The 16,278-nt window shown below is 58.3% G+C and carries 18 protein-coding genes; 17 read left to right on the top strand and 1 reads right to left on the bottom strand.

What is annotated here, in order from left to right; all coding sequences use genetic code 11:
- Positions 1-363: 363 nt before the first annotated feature.
- On the bottom strand, positions 364-948 hold the full coding sequence (locus P5689_RS06205; protein WP_285532495.1) for a helix-turn-helix transcriptional regulator: 585 nt from the start codon (positions 946-948) through the stop codon (positions 364-366).
- A gap of 329 nt (positions 949-1,277) precedes the next feature.
- Between P5689_RS06205 and P5689_RS06200 the strand changes: the two genes are divergently transcribed.
- The 17 genes from P5689_RS06200 (at position 1,278) to P5689_RS06120 (ending at position 16,254) form a co-directional block, all read left to right on the top strand.
- Positions 1,278-1,787: a hypothetical protein gene (locus P5689_RS06200; protein WP_285532494.1), complete on the top strand. Its 510-nt coding sequence runs from the start codon at positions 1,278-1,280 to the stop codon at positions 1,785-1,787.
- Between the two features lie 574 nt (positions 1,788-2,361).
- On the top strand, positions 2,362-2,799 hold the full coding sequence (locus tag P5689_RS06195) for a hypothetical protein (protein WP_023979314.1): 438 nt from the start codon (positions 2,362-2,364) through the stop codon (positions 2,797-2,799).
- Positions 2,786-4,111, top strand: coding sequence for a phage terminase large subunit (locus P5689_RS06190; protein WP_285532493.1), 1,326 nt, complete (start codon positions 2,786-2,788; stop codon positions 4,109-4,111). The genes P5689_RS06195 and P5689_RS06190 overlap by 14 nt, the downstream gene beginning before the upstream one ends.
- A gap of 79 nt (positions 4,112-4,190) precedes the next feature.
- A complete protein-coding gene (locus P5689_RS06185; protein WP_235075488.1) occupies positions 4,191-5,564 on the top strand; it encodes a phage portal protein in 1,374 nt (457 codons plus the stop codon).
- Entirely contained in the window at positions 5,554-5,991 is a 438-nt protein-coding gene (locus tag P5689_RS06180; protein ID WP_023979316.1) for a hypothetical protein, read from the top strand. Before P5689_RS06185 ends, P5689_RS06180 begins: the two co-directional genes overlap by 11 nt.
- Before the next feature lie 26 nt (positions 5,992-6,017).
- Positions 6,018-7,373 carry a hypothetical protein gene (locus P5689_RS06175; protein ID WP_035444411.1) on the top strand — a complete coding sequence of 452 codons (1,356 nt, stop codon included), beginning with the start codon at positions 6,018-6,020 and terminating at the stop codon, positions 7,371-7,373.
- On the top strand, positions 7,373-7,858 hold the full coding sequence (locus P5689_RS06170; protein ID WP_023979317.1) for a hypothetical protein: 486 nt from the start codon (positions 7,373-7,375) through the stop codon (positions 7,856-7,858). The genes P5689_RS06175 and P5689_RS06170 overlap by 1 nt, the downstream gene beginning before the upstream one ends.
- Positions 7,859-7,908: 50 nt before the next feature.
- Positions 7,909-8,499 (top strand): hypothetical protein, encoded by a 591-nt coding sequence (locus tag P5689_RS06165; protein ID WP_285532492.1) that lies wholly within the window; start codon positions 7,909-7,911, stop codon positions 8,497-8,499.
- 2 nt (positions 8,500-8,501) lie between these two features.
- Positions 8,502-9,488 carry a hypothetical protein gene (locus P5689_RS06160; protein WP_035444413.1) on the top strand — a complete coding sequence of 329 codons (987 nt, stop codon included), beginning with the start codon at positions 8,502-8,504 and terminating at the stop codon, positions 9,486-9,488.
- Between the two features lie 116 nt (positions 9,489-9,604).
- Positions 9,605-11,095 (top strand): phage tail protein, encoded by a 1,491-nt coding sequence (locus tag P5689_RS06155; protein WP_285532491.1) that lies wholly within the window; start codon positions 9,605-9,607, stop codon positions 11,093-11,095.
- 3 nt (positions 11,096-11,098) lie between these two features.
- Positions 11,099-11,524 carry a hypothetical protein gene (locus P5689_RS06150; protein WP_023979321.1) on the top strand — a complete coding sequence of 142 codons (426 nt, stop codon included), beginning with the start codon at positions 11,099-11,101 and terminating at the stop codon, positions 11,522-11,524.
- 2 nt (positions 11,525-11,526) lie between these two features.
- On the top strand, positions 11,527-11,844 hold the full coding sequence (locus P5689_RS06145; RefSeq protein WP_023979322.1) for a hypothetical protein: 318 nt from the start codon (positions 11,527-11,529) through the stop codon (positions 11,842-11,844).
- A 1,192-nt stretch (positions 11,845-13,036) separates the two neighbouring features.
- Complete coding sequence (locus P5689_RS06140; RefSeq protein ID WP_023979324.1) at positions 13,037-13,906, top strand: hypothetical protein; 870 nt, start codon at positions 13,037-13,039, stop codon at positions 13,904-13,906.
- Positions 13,907-13,958: 52 nt separating this feature from the next.
- Positions 13,959-14,159 carry a hypothetical protein gene (locus tag P5689_RS06135; RefSeq protein ID WP_035440173.1) on the top strand — a complete coding sequence of 67 codons (201 nt, stop codon included), beginning with the start codon at positions 13,959-13,961 and terminating at the stop codon, positions 14,157-14,159.
- Between the two features lie 206 nt (positions 14,160-14,365).
- A complete protein-coding gene (locus P5689_RS06130) occupies positions 14,366-15,223 on the top strand; it encodes a hypothetical protein (protein WP_023979326.1) in 858 nt (285 codons plus the stop codon).
- A gap of 6 nt (positions 15,224-15,229) precedes the next feature.
- The gene (locus P5689_RS06125) at positions 15,230-15,883 is read left to right on the top strand and encodes a baseplate assembly protein (RefSeq protein ID WP_023979327.1); all 654 of its coding nucleotides are present in this window, start codon (positions 15,230-15,232) and stop codon (positions 15,881-15,883) included.
- Positions 15,880-16,254, top strand: coding sequence for a hypothetical protein (locus P5689_RS06120; protein WP_023979328.1), 375 nt, complete (start codon positions 15,880-15,882; stop codon positions 16,252-16,254). The genes P5689_RS06125 and P5689_RS06120 overlap by 4 nt, the downstream gene beginning before the upstream one ends.
- Positions 16,255-16,278 lie beyond the last annotated feature (24 nt).

Raw genomic sequence — 16,278 nt, 5'->3', positions numbered from 1 at the left:
CTGATCATTACTTATCCAGATTACTCATCTTCGGATCGTATAGGCGCTGACATAAAATGTCGCATAAATGTTGTTTTAGAGAATGGTTGCAGAACGCATCTGCACCGGTCTTGTGGCTTATCGCCATAATCTATTCTTGACTTTATGGCACAATGCCATTAATAAGACGTTAATCGTCCAGAAGTCAGTTCGGCTTCAAGGCGCAGCTGGTCGGTTGTTGCTGATCAAAACGCAAGGGCGCGAGGCGCAAGGAATGGTTGAGAACGCGTATGTTCTCGTTTTGTTCTTGCTGCGTCCCGCTTCAGGCGCTATGTCTGCGTACGAAGAAGGCTGTTTTCCGGATGTGCGATAAAAACGAGGACGCTAAGAATGGTCCTGATCTTGTTTCCTGGGCGCCTCTTGCATGTCGCAAGGCGTGCTTTTGTCCATGTGAGACGCCATGTCCTGCTGCTGGAGTACCAACTCTGGGTGCAGAGCCGCCAGGCGGAGAGCCATCTCTTCATCCGTGCGACCGTTCAGCACCCCTTTCAGGAGAAAGTCGGTCGAGACCCGTAAGCGATTGGAGAGAGACATGATGAGGAACACGCTTGGCGCGCGATCGCCCTTCTCAATCTTGTTCAGGGTCGAGGCATCCACGCCCAGTAGGCGCGCGCATTCGCTCTGATTGGGAAAGACGAGTTCTCTTGCCCAGGTGATACGACGCCCGATGGCGCGTTGAACGATCGCAAGCGAGTCGGGACGTTTGTTTTTGGCCATGAGGCATTCATAGCAATGGCTCATTGCCAAATCCAGAGGGGAATTATCAGTCATAAGCATGATTGAACTTATGGCATTTAGCCATATTTCGGGGTGAATCAGGTGGGTATCATGAAAATGTCCGCAGAAAAGCCCAGTCGGGCCACGACCGGTGCCGAACTGGCGAGAATGCTCATGAGCATGGATCGTCATGCGAGGGTGGGGCTCAGGCCAGAGCGCAAAAGGGGGCGTTCTTTAAATGGCGCATCATCCGGCCAAGACGTGAATAAGCCTATCTCCAAGCTGGTCGTGCGTGCATCGGAAATCACGCGATGCAGGGTGGTGGCCCTGGAGTATGACCGCGATGAGTCTGGAGCGCTGCCGGCAGGTCACAAGGTGAGTTGGGGCGCTTTGTGGCCCGAGGGTGAAGCGCCGGCTTATCACGAGGTTTGCGGGTATGGGGCGGCACGTCCGGTAATCTGAAGTGGTGCGAAGGTCAGGCTGAATTATGCGGCGTCTGGATATGGGGGGGCAGGATTGGGATGACGAAGAGCGAGGCGGATCGGGTTCGGGAAGAGAACATGCCAACGCCTGAGAGGATGTGTCGTCATCATTTCAGGAAGGAGGGTGAGGCGCTTCGGCTGTGGTCGACAGTGGCCTGGCTGTATAAGGCTGGCGATATCGGAGACGACGAGGTGGCGGCGGCGCAACGTTGGCGCGCAGAATATGACTACGCCGAGAGGGGGGTGGTCGAAGCGCAAGGGGAGCGGAGGGCCACGGAGAAAGGCGATATCCACACGTGGATGCTCGGACGGGGCAAGTGCGCAGCGCGGTTAAGACAGCTCCACATGCTCATGGGGGATAGCCTGCATAGCCGGATCGAGATGATGCTGATCAGGGAGATGAGTTTTCCTGATATGGCACGGTTGATTTTCCCTGAAGGGGCACGCGCGCAGGCGAGAACCAAGACCGCAGCACAATGTGCTCTCGCATTGGAATGGCTCTGTGGATATTATAATAAAAAAAATATTGCAAAAATTCATAAAATATAGTATAAATAATACATGCTGAAATAATTAGATATGACAAATCCCGACATCAACGTCGGGGATGTGGTTGTGTGCAGAAATTACCTGTTTGTCGTTGTGCATACCGGTTTGGAAAATGCTGTTCTGAGCCCGGTGATTGCAGCTTCGGAATTGCGCCATCGCGCGGAGCTGCCCTTGGGGTGGAGTGATATCGCAGAAGCGAACCTGCCCTCGGGCGATATGAGGGTAAGGGCAGTGCCTTGCCTTCGCAAAAAGGCAGGCCTCGTACGCTTGGGCTCTGTTCGTCCTGCCTGTGTCGCGTTGATCAGACAGCGCCTCAGGCATGAGATGGCAGAGAAAGACCGAGAAGGGATCGGATCCTTGGCGTCGCGCCGTCGATGTCATCTGTGATTGTGACGGTAGGGGTCAGCACAGCGTCATACCTGATGCTGCAGGCTACGAGGCGTATGCGATGCCATTATCAGGCTCATGGCAGGTCTCGATTTGGGATCCGGTATTATCATGAGCCGGGTTCGATATTGGCACGGACAGGTTTTTTTCGACGCACCACTCCTCAGGCTCAGGCAACGGAGTTGGAATGGACAGCAGAAGCGCCATCCGGGGGCGCCCCAGAGGCAAGGGCTTGCAAAGCGTCTTTCTCGATCATCTCAGAAAGAGCGCCAATGTTTCGGAGGCGGCACGTGCCGCGGGAATTGATCGCAAGACGGCCTATAACTGGCGCCGTGGCGATGAACTGTTTTGTGAGAAATGGAAGCAGGCACTGGAGGAGGCGACAGATCTTCTAGAGGCTGAGGCCAGGCGGAGAGCCATCCATGGCTACGAAGAGCCGGTGCTTTACGGGGGGCGGCTTGTTTGTGATGCCGAGGGTAATCCGGTGACGCGCAAACGCTACAGCGACGGGTTGCTGCGTATGCTTCTGCGGGCGCATCGCCCGGCGAGCTTCAGGGATGTGCCAAGAAAAGGTGACGAGCCCGAGCCGGAACTGACCCTGGGCGAGGGTGATGACACGCTCTGAGTCGCGTTTTGCGCTGACACCGGTTCAGGAAGAGGCCAATCGGCTGCTCGGGGGAAGGGCCCGCCACATATTTCTTCGCGGAGGATCGCGCTCGGGCAAGACATTTGTGTTGATCCGGGCGCTGGTTGTCAGGGCCTTGCGGGAGCCGCACTCGCGGCATGGCGTCTTCAGGCACCGCCAGAATGCACTGCGAGCCAGCATCATCCAGGATACGTTTCCGAAAGTGATGCAATGCTGCTTTCCGCAGCATCGGTACAAATGGGACGGGCAGAGCAACAGGATCCTGTTTCCCAACGGGTCGTCGATCCTCTTTGGGGGGCTGGATGACTCAGCGCGGACAGAGAAAATTCTCGGGCTGGAATTTGCGACGATCTATCTGAATGAAGCCAGTCAGATAAGCTATGGCGCGCGGAACATGTTGCTGACGCGTCTCGCACAGCGTTGTGGATTGATGCCGCGGGAATATATCGACGCCAATCCGCCTGCGACCGATCACTGGTTATACGCCGTTTTCGAGAGTGGCATCGAGCCACGGTCAGGGATGCGTCATGCGGACCCCTCGCTTTATGCCTCGATGGTCATGAACCCTGAGCAGAACCGGGCCAATCTTAGCGAGGCCTATCTGGGCCAGCTGGATGCACTGCCCGATCGCGATCGGAGGCGTTTTCTGCTGGGGGAGTATCAGACCGTTATCGAGGGTGCGCTTTGGCGGGGTGATATGTTCCAGCGCGCTGAACCGGTTTCTGATCAGCATCGCGATGCCCTGCTTGGGCAGATGAAGCGTGTCGTCGTGGCGATCGATCCTTCAGGGGCCTCCGGGCCCTCGGATCTGGGTGCGGACGAAATCGGTATTGTTGTGGCCGCCATCGACCACAATGGAATCGGGCATGTGCTGGAGGATTGCTCCACACGTGACACACCCATGGGGTGGGCACGTCGGGCCATACAGGCGGCAGCGCTCTGGCAGGCAGACAGGATTGTGGCGGAACGCAATTTTGGTGGGGCTCTGGTGGAAGCGACGCTCAGAAGCGTCGATCCCAGGGCTGCGCTCAGAATGGTGACGGCATCGCGTGGCAAGGCGGCGCGCGCCGAGCCTGTTGCGGCGCTCTATGAGCAGGGACGTGTGATCCATCATGGGCGCTTTGCGGCTCTTGAGTCGCAGCTTTGTCTTTTCTCGAACCGAGGCTTTGGCGGGGCAGCCTCGCCCGATCGCGCGGATGCGCTGATCTGGGCGCTGAGCGATCTGATGATCGAGCCTCAGGCAGTGCCGGGCCGTTGGCAGGACCGGGGGTGGTTCAGTCTTTCACGATAAGGGAGGTTACATGGATTGGGTGGCGCTTCAGGGACGATATGCCTCTCCTCCGGGTTTTTCTCCGAGGACACTGCGGCTTTTGGCCCTGCAAAGGGTTCTGGATGGAACGCAGTATGATGTTCTGCCCTATCCTTTTGCGACGGAGCGTAATGTGGCGGGGGAATATATCCCCCTCTCCCAGCGGAGACCCTCTGTACGGACCAATCTGTGCAGGACTGTGGTTGATGAAGCGGTCTCGCTTTTATTTGGCCATACGCATTGGCCGCTTGCTGTCTCAAGTGAAAAGGAGACGGCGGATGCCCTGAACCGTTTTGCCTGTGAGGCTGGTCTGGCGTCACTCATGACGCAGGCAGCAATACGTGGCTCGGTTGGGTCGGTGGCGCTTTGGATCGAGCTTGTGGGCTCCAGACCGACGCCTCGTGTGCTGGAAACAGCTTATCTGACGCCTGAATGGGGTCGTGCAGGCGCCTTGCTGCGTGTGACGGAGCGCTATGTCGTGACCGGGCAGGCATTGCGGCTGAGTGGTTATGCCATCGCGCCTGAACGTGCGGCCATGCGCTTCTGGTGGCACCGATGCTGGGACCGTGATTGCGTGCGGGTTTTTGTGCCCCATCCCGTCGATCAGGAGGGGGATGCGCCACTTGATGAAGAGCGGTCGCATCAGCACGGTTTTGGTGTGGTGCCGATTGTGTGGATCCGAAATTTTGGTGGGGGCGCTGCCGAGACTGAGGGGGAATGTAGCTTCGAGAAGGCGATCGATACGGTCATCGAAGCCGATTATCTGCTTTCGCAAGCCGGGCGGGGACTGAAATACGGCTCCGATCCGACGCTCGTGCTCAAGACGCCCGACATACCTGAGGGCATGGCACGACAGGGAGGGGCGGCCTCCGCCCTGACCCTGCCGCCTGAAGGCGATGCCAAGCTGCTGGAAATCAATGGCGCTGCTGCCGGTGCGGTTCTGGCGCATTACCGTGAATTGCGTCAGCTGGTGTTGGAGCAGTTGCACGGTAACCGTATGCACGGCGACCGTCTTGGAGCTCCACAATCCGGCCGCGCCATGGAGCTGATGTGTCAGCCCCTGATCTGGATGGCTGATCGTTTGCGTGGTGCCTATGGCGAGGGTGGTGTGCTGCCACTGTATCGCCTGCTCTGTCATCTCTCGTCGGTCATGCCCGAAGGGATACAGATCGGGACGAAAACCTATCGGAATCTCGATGCGGAGGGACTCTCGCTGCATTGGCCAGCCTGGTTCACTGCTGATGAATCGGAATTGCTGCCGCTCGCGCAGGGGCTTTGTGCGGCGCAGTCGGGGGGATTGCTGAGCCGTGAAACAGCGGCCCGGCTGTATGCCAGTGCTGCCGGCATTGCTGACCCGGCTGCCGAGTGGACGGAAATCAGGGCTGCAGAGGCGGCCCAAACAAACCCTGTAGGGGGAAATGGACATGGTGGATGATGTCGATGCGCTTCGTCTCTCTCTTGCTGAACTTGCTGCTGAACGTGATTCCCTTGTTCAGGCGCATCAGGAGGAACTGGCCAGAGTAAAGGCAGCCGCACGCGATACTGTGCTTGCCGGGGCGCTGCGCGCTGAAGCTGCGCGGCTCGGGGCCTATGACCCTGATCTGGTTGCTGCGCATGTCGATCGCTCTGCCATAACCTGGTCTGAAGAAGGGGCGCCGCAGGGCGTTGAAAAGGCGCTGCGCGATGCACGCGAGGTGCGCCACTTTCTTTTTCGGGAAACGGGACAGCGTTTATCGGGCGAAGCGCAGGAAAGCGCCGGGATCGTGCCGAAGCCGGCACCAGCCCAGGGACAGGATGCGCGCCAATTGCCCGCGCATGATTATGCCCTGCGCAAGCGGCAGTTTCTTGCTGGAATTATCTGAAATACGGGTCTGGGGTGAGTAGAGATATGGGTATCGAGAATTTTCCCGAGCAGCTTCGTGCTGCCATTCAGCAGGGTTTTCTGGCGCGTGAGTTCGAGACGGGGCTTCATTCCCGCCCTGGATTTCGAGCAATTGCGGATCGTGAGGTTTTTCCCAATGCAATTGGTGAGACGCTGACGAAAACACGCAAGAGCCTCAAATCACCGGTAACGACGCCACTCCTGCCTTCGGGTAATACGAATTTCGACAACGGGCTGTCACCGAGTGGCTGGTCGGTCGAGCAATACACTCTCAGTATCAATCAGTATGGCGATACGATTGATCTGAACATGGTCACGACCGGTGTTGGCATTGCCTCGCAGTTTCTGGCCAATGCGCAGACAAATGGCATGCAGGCTATGCAGTCGCTGGACCGGTTGGCTCGTAACGCACTGTTTGGCGGCGTTTCTGGCGGTGTCGGTGGTTATCTGGGCGGTAATACGCGTGTGACGACAACGGCGACGGCGAAAACCACGACGGTTTCGGTCGATGATATTCGCGGCTTCCAGTTTGTCATCGTATCCGGTCTTGTGCGGCCTGTCGGAGCAAGTGCAGGCATGACGGTGACCATTGGCAGCGGGGTCTACACGGTTGCCGGCGCCGTTCCGGACGCTGTGAATGTCTCGACGGCGCCTGGTGGTATCTCCGGGCAGTTACAGCTTGCCACCTCGGCAACTGTGGCGGATGCCACGGCAGGTATGGCGGTTGTTGCATCGACTGCCCCGCTGGTGCTGCGGCCTAACGGCAAGGCCACAACGGCAGATCTTAAAAGGGCCGACGGTGATACGCTCGGGATCCAGAACGTGCTGGCTGGTGTCGCTTCGTTGCGACGTAACAACGTGCCCATGATTGATGGCGCGTATAATTGCTATCTTGATGATTTGCAGTTGCTTTCGCTCTTCAGGGATGCCGATTTCAAGTATCTCTATCGCGGCGCTTATGGGTCTGAGGAGTACCGGTCCGGGCAGGTAATTGAATTGCTGGGTGTGCGTTTTGTGCCGACGACCGAAGCGCCGCAGCAGGCCTCACTGGGTGGCGGGCCAATTCATCGCGCGTTGCTTCTGGGGCAGGGGGCTCTGGTAGAGGGGGACTGCGCCTGTGTGGGTCATTCGGATATCCCCGATGCCGAGCGGGCGCTTGTCGACATTGTGGACGGTGTGGCGATGGTCACCCGTGAGCCGCTGGATCGTCTGAAACAGATTATCGCGCAGTCATGGTACTGGATTGGTGGTTTTGCCTTGCCGACAGATGTGACGGCCGATGCCTCCATCATCCCGACAGCGACCAATGCCTATCTCAAGCGCGGTGTGGTGATCGAGAGTCTCGGCACGGACGCTCGCTGATGAGCAGGGGAGGTCTTGCCATGTCGATCGGTCAGCCTCCGGCCGGACTTTCAGACGGGAGCGGTGTGATGGAGGATGATATGTCGTGTGGCGGCGTACCGCCATCCGGTGACCAACTCACCGATGAAGAAAAAACCGAAATCCGCCGCTTCTGCGGGTATGCAGCCCTTGGTGATGTCGGGTCGGGAGAGAGTTCCTGGCGGTTTTTTCAAAGTGCAGGAACTCTGGAGTTCCGATTGAACACGCTTGCGCCCTCCGAGCGCCGACGCATGCGCTATTTTCTGGCGACACTGCTGCAAATGGAGCGGGCGATTTCTCGTGCCTCCGATACACTGGATACGCAGGTGGCCTCGGTATGGACGCGTAATACGCGTGAATTATCCGAGCGCGTCAGATTGCTTGATTGGTGGCGGCGCAGGGTGTGCGGCTTTCTGGGTGTGGCACCGGGCCCCGATATGCAGGACCATGCTCTGATCGCCCTGTGACAGCGCGCGTCACCGCAGCAGAACACCTCAGAGAATTCGGGAGATGAACCATGCAAATGCTTCAGAAGCGTGTGTCATCCGGGTTCGCGCAGGTTGCACGCCGCATCGGGCGCATGGGACGCCAATATCGGGTTACTGACCCGCTTACGCCGTTGGGTCATGCGGTAGGAGCCGCTTATCTGTGCCTTGATGTCGATGCGGGATTTCGTATGCGCAAGCCGAAGGGATGGGGTCAGGTCATGACTCTCGGGCTGAGCGATGCGCGGGATCTGGCTATTGGTGATTATATCGCGCTGGGTGAACGGTTTTATTTCGTTGCTGAAATGGAACCGTGCAGGCCAGCACTCTTTGTCGCGTGCAACCGCGAAATATCGGTCATGGGGATGCGTGGAGCAGAGGGTCTGCTGGTCGATCATTGTCCGGCCAGTCTGTGGATGACTGGGAAGGGCGAGGATCGGCATAGCGGTATGCCGGGTGCCTTGCGGTCAGGAAGCTATATGCTGCATTTGCCGGTCATGCCGGGTTTCTGTTTGAAGCCCTATATGCAGGTCCTGGACGAGAAGGGCGCGTGTTATCTGGTCGATACCGTCGAGCTGTCGCAGAACGGAACCCGCGCGCTTTTATCCATGCAGCAGGTCTGATCATGGCAGGTGCTTTTCTTGTCGCGCGTGGGCTTGCTCTATGCTGCGCCGCGCGTTTCGCGCTTGTGGCAGAGCCTTCGACCGGCCTGGCTCAGGGACGGTTGATATTCCGGGCCGGGGCTTTGATGCCCTCGGATCTGTTTGCCTCACCTTCGCTCAGGGAGGCGGTCAGCTACGTAACGATAACGCTGGTTTCGGGTCGCTATGAACGCTTGCCTGTCCCTTTGGGTGATGTCTGGGCTGAAAGTTTCTATCTACCGCCTGATGTGACCCTGGATGTGCGGGGGCGTGTCGCGACGATTGCACGTATCGCCGGCCGCGCCGCGCCGGGGGTGGTATCGCTGCGATGGTCCAGAAATGACGGCTCGGATATTTCTGCCCGATATGTCGTTCAGGATCGGGATTCGGCGCAGGATATCGTGCAGGCGCTCGCCGCAGAAATGACTGGATGTGACGTCGAGGCAGGCACACTGCGTGTCTCTTCGGGGGCTCTTGAAGGTGGGGTGAGCGGGTATGCCCGTTCCAGGCGTTTGACGCGGCGGCAGAGCCAGCTTTTCCGGGTGTCGATCTGGACGGATAGCGAGTGCACATGTGAGGCACTGGGCAGGCTTCTTACAGAACGCCTTCTACCTGATGACTGGTTGGCTTTGCCTGATGGGACAGCTGCCCAGCTCGTTTTCGAGGGTGAAGAAGACCGGGATGCGATGCAGACCCAGAACCTGTTCCGTCGGGATGTGCTGCTCCGAGCGATCTGGGATGATCATGCGTCTGTCTGGTCACCCCGAATGCTCGCGGGCGGGGGATGGATGCAGGCAGGGGGGACGCAATTCCCCTTCGATGTGCCGCCCGATCTTTCGCGCGGTGAAACGCCTGTGGGCAGCCTGGATGCGCTGGCAGCTTTGGAAGACATGCCGATTGCCTATCGCGGCTGGCGGTTGAGGCCGGATGGGACAGTGATCAAGACGTCGTCCTTTGATGGATGTGGCTGACCCGAGGATTATTTTTCCCGGACTTTCGGCTTTGCAGTGTCTGCCTTGCGGCCAGGACTGCGTCGGATCGCTTGCCTCCCGCAAGACGGTATTCAAAAAAACAGGAAGGAATGTTCATGCCACAACTCATACAGAGTGGCACGCTGAATACGGCTGCGCTCTCTGTGCCTGATCTCTATATCCAGATAGCCCAGCCCGAGACGCTTGTTATCGCGGGAATCTCATCCGGGTTGCTTGGCCTCGTGGGGAGCGCGTCATGGGGGCCGAAGGACGTACCGACGATTGTCGGAAGTGTTGCGCAATGTCGTGAGATCTTCGCCGGCAAAAGGGGCTGGGCGTCCAACCTGAATGTGGCGGTGGATATTGCCGTGCATCAGGGTGCGAACCAGTTTTGCCTGGTGCGTGTAACTGATGGAACAGATACGCCGGCGCGCGGCACCCTTGGCAATGCGCGTATCACGGCATGTTATACGGGGTCGGCTGGCAACGGGATTTCAGCTACCCTGACAAAGCAGAGCTATCGTGACGGGATGTTTGTCCTGACGGTTGCTCATGAGGAACTGGGGGTTTCATCCTATACAGGCGGGGACTGGACTGCGTTGCAGACGGCGCTTGCTGCCGACCCCCGTGCGCTCGTGCAGATCGACCTGTCGGCCGAGACGGCGATTGGCGATCCGGGCGTTGTGCAGCTTGGTGGTGGCGGTGACGGTGCGGAGCCGGGTCCGGGACGTTTTGTTGGCGCGTCGGATACCAGAACCGGGCTTTATGCCCTGACCAGTCAGGGGTGTTCGGTTGTCACCTGCGCGGGTGTCGGGGACACCTCCCTTATGGTGCCGATGCTGGGCTTTGGCCAGGATCAAGGGCTATACGCAGTTGTATCGGGCCCGAAAAGCGAGACGTTGGCGCAGGCCGTCCAGACGAGAATGGCACTCGGGCTATCGTCTCACGCACTGAAATACATGCATGGCGACTGGCTGTGGTGGAATGACGACACGCTTGGGTTGCAGCTTGTCAGCCCTGCGCTCTTTGCAGCGGCAAAGCTGGCTGCGCTTTCGCCGGAGCAGTCGGGACTGAACAAGCCCCTGACAGGGATTGTGGGAAGCCAGAAAAATGGTCTTGAGGCGACGCGCTTTGGTTATACGCTGGCCGAGCTTGGGCTGCTGATCGAGAACGGGATTGACGTCATCTGCAACCCGTCACCGGGTGGGCAATACTGGTCGATACGGGCAGGCCATAACACTTCGCAGAATGTGGCGATTCAGAGCGATGCCTATACCCGCCTGACAAACTACCTAGCGCGCGCGCTTCAGGGGACGATGGGGCAGTATGTTGGCAGTGTGATCAACGATACACTGTTTGGTAATATTCGTGCCTCGCTTCTTGGCTTTCTCTCGGGCCTGCTGTCGCAGAACATCCTCGGTGTGACAGGAGGCAGATTGCCTTACGCGGTGATCTGCGATGCGACGAATAATCCCACTGAGCGCATTGCGACGGGATATGTGCAGGCTGATGTGCAGGTGCAGTACCAGGGCATCAATGAAAAATTCATCATCAACCTGCAGGGAGGCGCTTCGGTAAGCGTCAGCACTGCCAGCGGGAGTGTGTGATTGATGGCGAACCCCTATAGTATCGGGCGGGATTGCAGGATCACGCTGCTTTGGAACGGTTCACGCATTGATTTGCGTGATGTGACCGGGTTCCAGTCAGAGCAACATACGATCATTCAGCGGGCCACGCCGCTGAATGGACTGCCGGTTGAATTCAATACACCCAGCGGCTGGCGCGGGATTTTCACGATTGCCAGAGCCAATGCCAATCTCGATAGTCTGGTGGCAGCGATCGAGGCCGCTTTCTGGAATGCTGGTAGTATCGGGAGCGGAACGCTTTACCAGTATATCCGTGAGCCGGACGGCACGACCAGCACCTGGGAATATAGCGGTGTATCGCTGTCCTTGAAGACGGATCGCTGGCAGGCGGAGGGAATGATTCACCAGCATGTGCAATTCTATGCCTCGCTGAGGAGCAAGATATCTTGAGTATGTTGCCTGAGACACTGGAATTCGGTTCGGGACGCAAGCTCAGCCTTTGCGAACTCGATCCGGGCGACATGCTTGATCTGATCGAGGCGGCGGGGAGCGCTGTGTCCGGACCTTCGGCATCACCCTGGCTGGCCTATGCACAGATGATCTGTTCGGTTCGCGCCGTTGATGGTGTGCCGGTGCAGATGCCCCAGACCAAGGACGAGATCAAGGATCTGGCGCGCAGGATTGGCAATGATGGGCTTGCAGCATTGCAATCTGTCTATGACGGGGCGGTGCAAGAAAATGACGCCGTTATGGCGCCAGCAAAAAACTGACGCGGCACCCTGTTTTTCGTGAGACGCTTTATCTCGTGAAAAACGGGGTGCCGTGGTCGGTCGTCATGGGGTGGACACGGGCCAGACGTGTGGCCGCCTGCATTGTCATGGCAGAAATGGACGGATTCCAGTTTGACTGGGAGGCGTGCTCATACCGGCAAGACCGAGCCTGATGACGCTGAGGAAAAATCATGCAGTTTCATATGCCTGGATTTAGGGGCAAGGTTGGGGATGTATGGCTCTCGGTGCTGAGACGTTCGGGGGGAAGCCACTCGTTTGTGCCGCTGCGGCGCAAGGCCCTCTCGGCCCGGTCGAGCCAATTACGCGATAGCGGCGCTCCGGCTTTTTTTTCTGCGGGAACAGTGTCGCGTTCTGTGCTGTCCTTATCCACCAGAGCGAGAAACACGGGGGTATCGCAGGTATCGGATGCGCGGAGATCGCGAGGGCTGGACGTTTCCGCCATTGCGGGGGCTCATCTGTTGGGTCCTTTCAAACCCTTGATTGGTCACCCGGCCATGTCGGAAGCTGGAAGGGGTGTTGTTCTCTCATCTGTTATGCCGGTCCGTTCTGATATTTCGTCCTTCAGGTATTCAGATGCGGCAACGAAGTCTGTCGAGTTTTCTGATACTACGTTGCGACGCCGATCTGGCTCGATATCGTATGGGCATTTGCAGCGTATGGGTGCGCGGGAAACGCCCTCTGTGTCCACAGACAGGGGCGGTTTGACAGGTTATGCCGGGGTAGGCCTGCGGGCGCATGTCAGGCGAATTGTCGGCGTTATGCCGTTATCTCCGGCATCAGGGACCGGGCCGAAAGGCTCGAGCTTTGGTGCTGTGGCGCGGCAACTGCCTCACCCTGTCATTCGCTTGCCCTCAGGACTGCGGGAGCGCGGTATTTCCGCAATGCGACTACCGGTTTCTGGGGACGGGGATCTGGCAGTCTTGCCGCCCTTTTCCTTGCCGGGTGCGAAGGGGAGTTCTGTTGGAAACGGGGCTGGACGAACCGGGCATTTGCAGCATGAGGAGGGGTGGGCCGCCGCCGAACGATCCTCTCAGCGTGATAGGCAATATCTGCCGATACTGACCAGTATGTCCCGCGCGCTATCCATGCGGAGTTACGGCGCGATGATTGATGAGATCGCCACGCCTCAATATCCGAATATGAGTATCGGGCTGATGTAGGAGGGTTACGCATGGGTGTGTCGCTTCTCGAGATGGAAAATGCCCTCGGGGCGATAGGCCTGATCGACAGGTCAGCACCGGTCGTGCTGGGTGATCTGATCCTCAGTGGGGCGGAAGTCCCGGACGAGCTTGTGATGGGTGGCCGGCAACTGCTGGTGATCCATCGGCTTCTCGGTGGCGGGCGTGTTATCGATGCTGTCGGGAATGATCCCGCGCGACTGGTTTTGACCGGTCGCTTTGTCGGTCCCCTGGCGACTCTGCGGGCGAGACGGGTTGAGGCCATGCGTGAGGCTTCACGAGCGCTTTCCTTCTCGGTTGCGGATTTATCGGCCAGGGTCTGGATTGCCGAATTTACCTGGTCGTATCAGGCGCGGGGCACGATTTGTCCTTACAGGCTTGTGCTGGAGCGCGAGGCTTTGCCGCCCGCTATTTCCCTGAGCATGGGGGAAATAGCGGGGGCTGATCTGGGTAGCGGTTTGAGCATGATAGCGGGCCTGCTGGGGGAGATGTCGGAGGCTGGATGGGTTGGTACGACCATGCTGACCTCACTGACGGGTCAAATCATGCCGGTTGCGCAGGTTCTGGGCGCAGGTGGTGGGGTGGCGCGTGCGCAGGCTGCTCTGGGTAAGGCAAGCGCGCTTTGGCAGACGGCCATGTCTGTATCGCGGGTGCCAACGGCGGCAGTTTCGGTGATGGCGCCTCTTTCCGTTGCCGCTCGTGAACTGGGACAAGTTACGCAGGACGCTGGAGCGGCGATGGAAGCTGGCGCAGTGAATAGCGCGGGTGCTCTGTCCCTGCTTTCACAAAATGCCGGGGCGTCTGTTCTGGGCGTCGAGGCCGGTAGTTACGCGAACCGGGCACTGCGCACTCTGGCCGGTTGAAATCATGGCGTTGGGTTTCGACCCGTCATGAATATGAAGCGGGAGAATTGCGATGAAGATACAGGTCACGTGCGACGATGTGTCTCTTTTCCATCTGGCGGTCCGTTATTTTGGTGATGCCTTGCAATGGTGGCGGATTGCCGCGTGCAACGGGATGAGCGACCCGGATCTGTCCGGCTTTGAGGTGCCGGTGCAGATCCTGCTGCCGGATGAGGCGTCAGTTGGACAGACGGGAGGGTTGCCAGAGGTATGACGGGCAGGATCCGAAGCTGGCAAGTTCGACTTCTTCTCGATGGAACGAGCCCAGAGGGTGTGCATGTTTGCGGTTTCCGACTGCAATGCACGCGATATGAACGGTGCGACACGGCGCACATCGTTATCGCCGCACAGGATGGATCTGCCCTGTTTTCCCACCTCACCGGGCGAAGTGGTTTTGACAGGCCGGATATAGATTTACAGGTGATTGATCGCCTTGCGGGCGAGGCTGGATGGCGTAGCGTGTTTCACGGGGCACTGGACGCCATAACGCGAGAGAATGATCCGGTATCGTTTCGTCTGGAGTGTCGAGACTATCTCTGTTTTTTGCTGGATACGCGTCTCACACGCTCATGGAATAATCAGACAGCTATCGAGATTGTCCAGCAGGCAGCGCAGGCTGCCGGACTGGAGTTCCAGAGCGACCTGAACGGGAACGATATCGCTGGTGATTATTATTGCGGGCAGTTCTGGCAGCTGGAGCACAGACGTTTGTCGGCCAGTGCGCAGCATCGCTATCAGACGGCTTTCGATCTGGCTTTTTCGTTGGCGCGTGATCACGGCTATGAATGTCAGGCCCGTGGACGAGCAATTATTATCAACCGTCCATCAGGTGCCGATAGTGGTCAGATCTTTGAACCGGACGGCATGACGATGCAGCATTTTCGTTATGATTTCGGTCTGAGTGGGGCGGTATCGGTCGGTGTGCGCTCATGGGATTCGCGCCAGCGCGCGAGAAGCGAAATTTTTTATGATGGGCAGGAATTTTCCACAGAGCCCCCTGCATCGGGTGCAGCGCTTTATACGTTTCGGGGGCCTGGTCTGCGCATGGACGATATCAGGCGATTGGCGCAGGGGAAGCACCGTCGGATCGTCTCTCATGCCTGTGAAGCCAGGCTCTCATTGCCAGCCATTGCGGGGCTTGAGCCGCGTCATTTCATGAAGCTGGGAGGAGAGATGATAGATCGACCAAGGACACTGGCGGTGGATGCGGTCGATCATTTTTTCGATCTCTCCCAGGGATATCGGCAGGAAGTCACGCTTCGGGACCGTATTTTCTGAGGGGTTATGATGGATAATCCGGTATGGGCAGCAGCCCATCAGATGCGTGTAACCCATGCGGTGCATGGGATCGTTTGCGCGGTAGACCCCTCCAGTCATGCGGTGAAGGTACGTCTGCAGCCTGATGATACTGAAACGGGCTGGCTGCCCGATGCGGCGCTGACACAAGTTGGCGACCTGCGTTTGTCATGTCCCTGCGCGATCGGCACTCATGTTCTGCTGATGCCGATTGAGGGGGATGGCGAAAACTTCGTCATCACATCGGTACTCTTCGACGTGGTGGCTGGTCCCGCGATTTCACCCCAGACAGGCAAGGTGGCGCAGCCCGGGGAATTGCTTGTGCGTACAGGTTGCGGTGCCCCCTCTGAAGAGGGGCAGGGCCAGTCCGGGGAAGGGGGCTGGTTTCATATCCAGCGCGAGGGTGTCTCATTCGGTGCAGGGAACTTGCGCTGTATCATCGGGCAATCATCCATCGTGTTGCGTGCCGGCACAGTGCAGATGAGTCTGGGAGAAAATGGACTGGAGATATCCGGTGCGGGTGTACGGATTTCGGGGGGTAACCTTTCTGTTTTGGGCGGTGATGTGCGAACAGATCTGCATAGTCTCGACGCCCATGTGCACCACTATGCCAACGGGATGACGGGAAAGCCTGTCGGATGAGCGATTTTTATCACGTGTTTGGCGAGGATCTGTTTTGTGATCCTGCTGGCAGCCTGCGCGAGGCGTCGGGAGATCTGCTAACACGACAATCCATCCTGCGCCGACTGTGTACAAACCCCGGTGCCTATCTCTGGCATGTCGATTATGGGGCTGGCCTGCTTGCCCGTATCGGTATGCCTATCGCCGAGGTCGAGACGCGGGGACTGATTATAAGCCAGCTCGGCCTTGAAGCCGGTGTCGATCAGACCCAGCCCGTGACAGTCGAACTGCAGGCCAAGGCGCCGGGCACTTATCTGTGCACGATCACCTATAGCGGGCGCGATGGATCAGACCGGCAGACATTCACATTCAATCAGGATGGCACGATCTGAGCCCAGCTCGGCTCGCGCCGGCAT

The sequence above is a fragment of the Asaia sp. HumB genome (assembly GCF_030263835.1).
GTDB lineage: Bacteria > Pseudomonadota > Alphaproteobacteria > Acetobacterales > Acetobacteraceae > Asaia > Asaia bogorensis.
The sequence above is the reverse complement of the archived record's forward strand: the minus strand, read 5'-3'. Positions and strand labels throughout refer to the sequence as shown.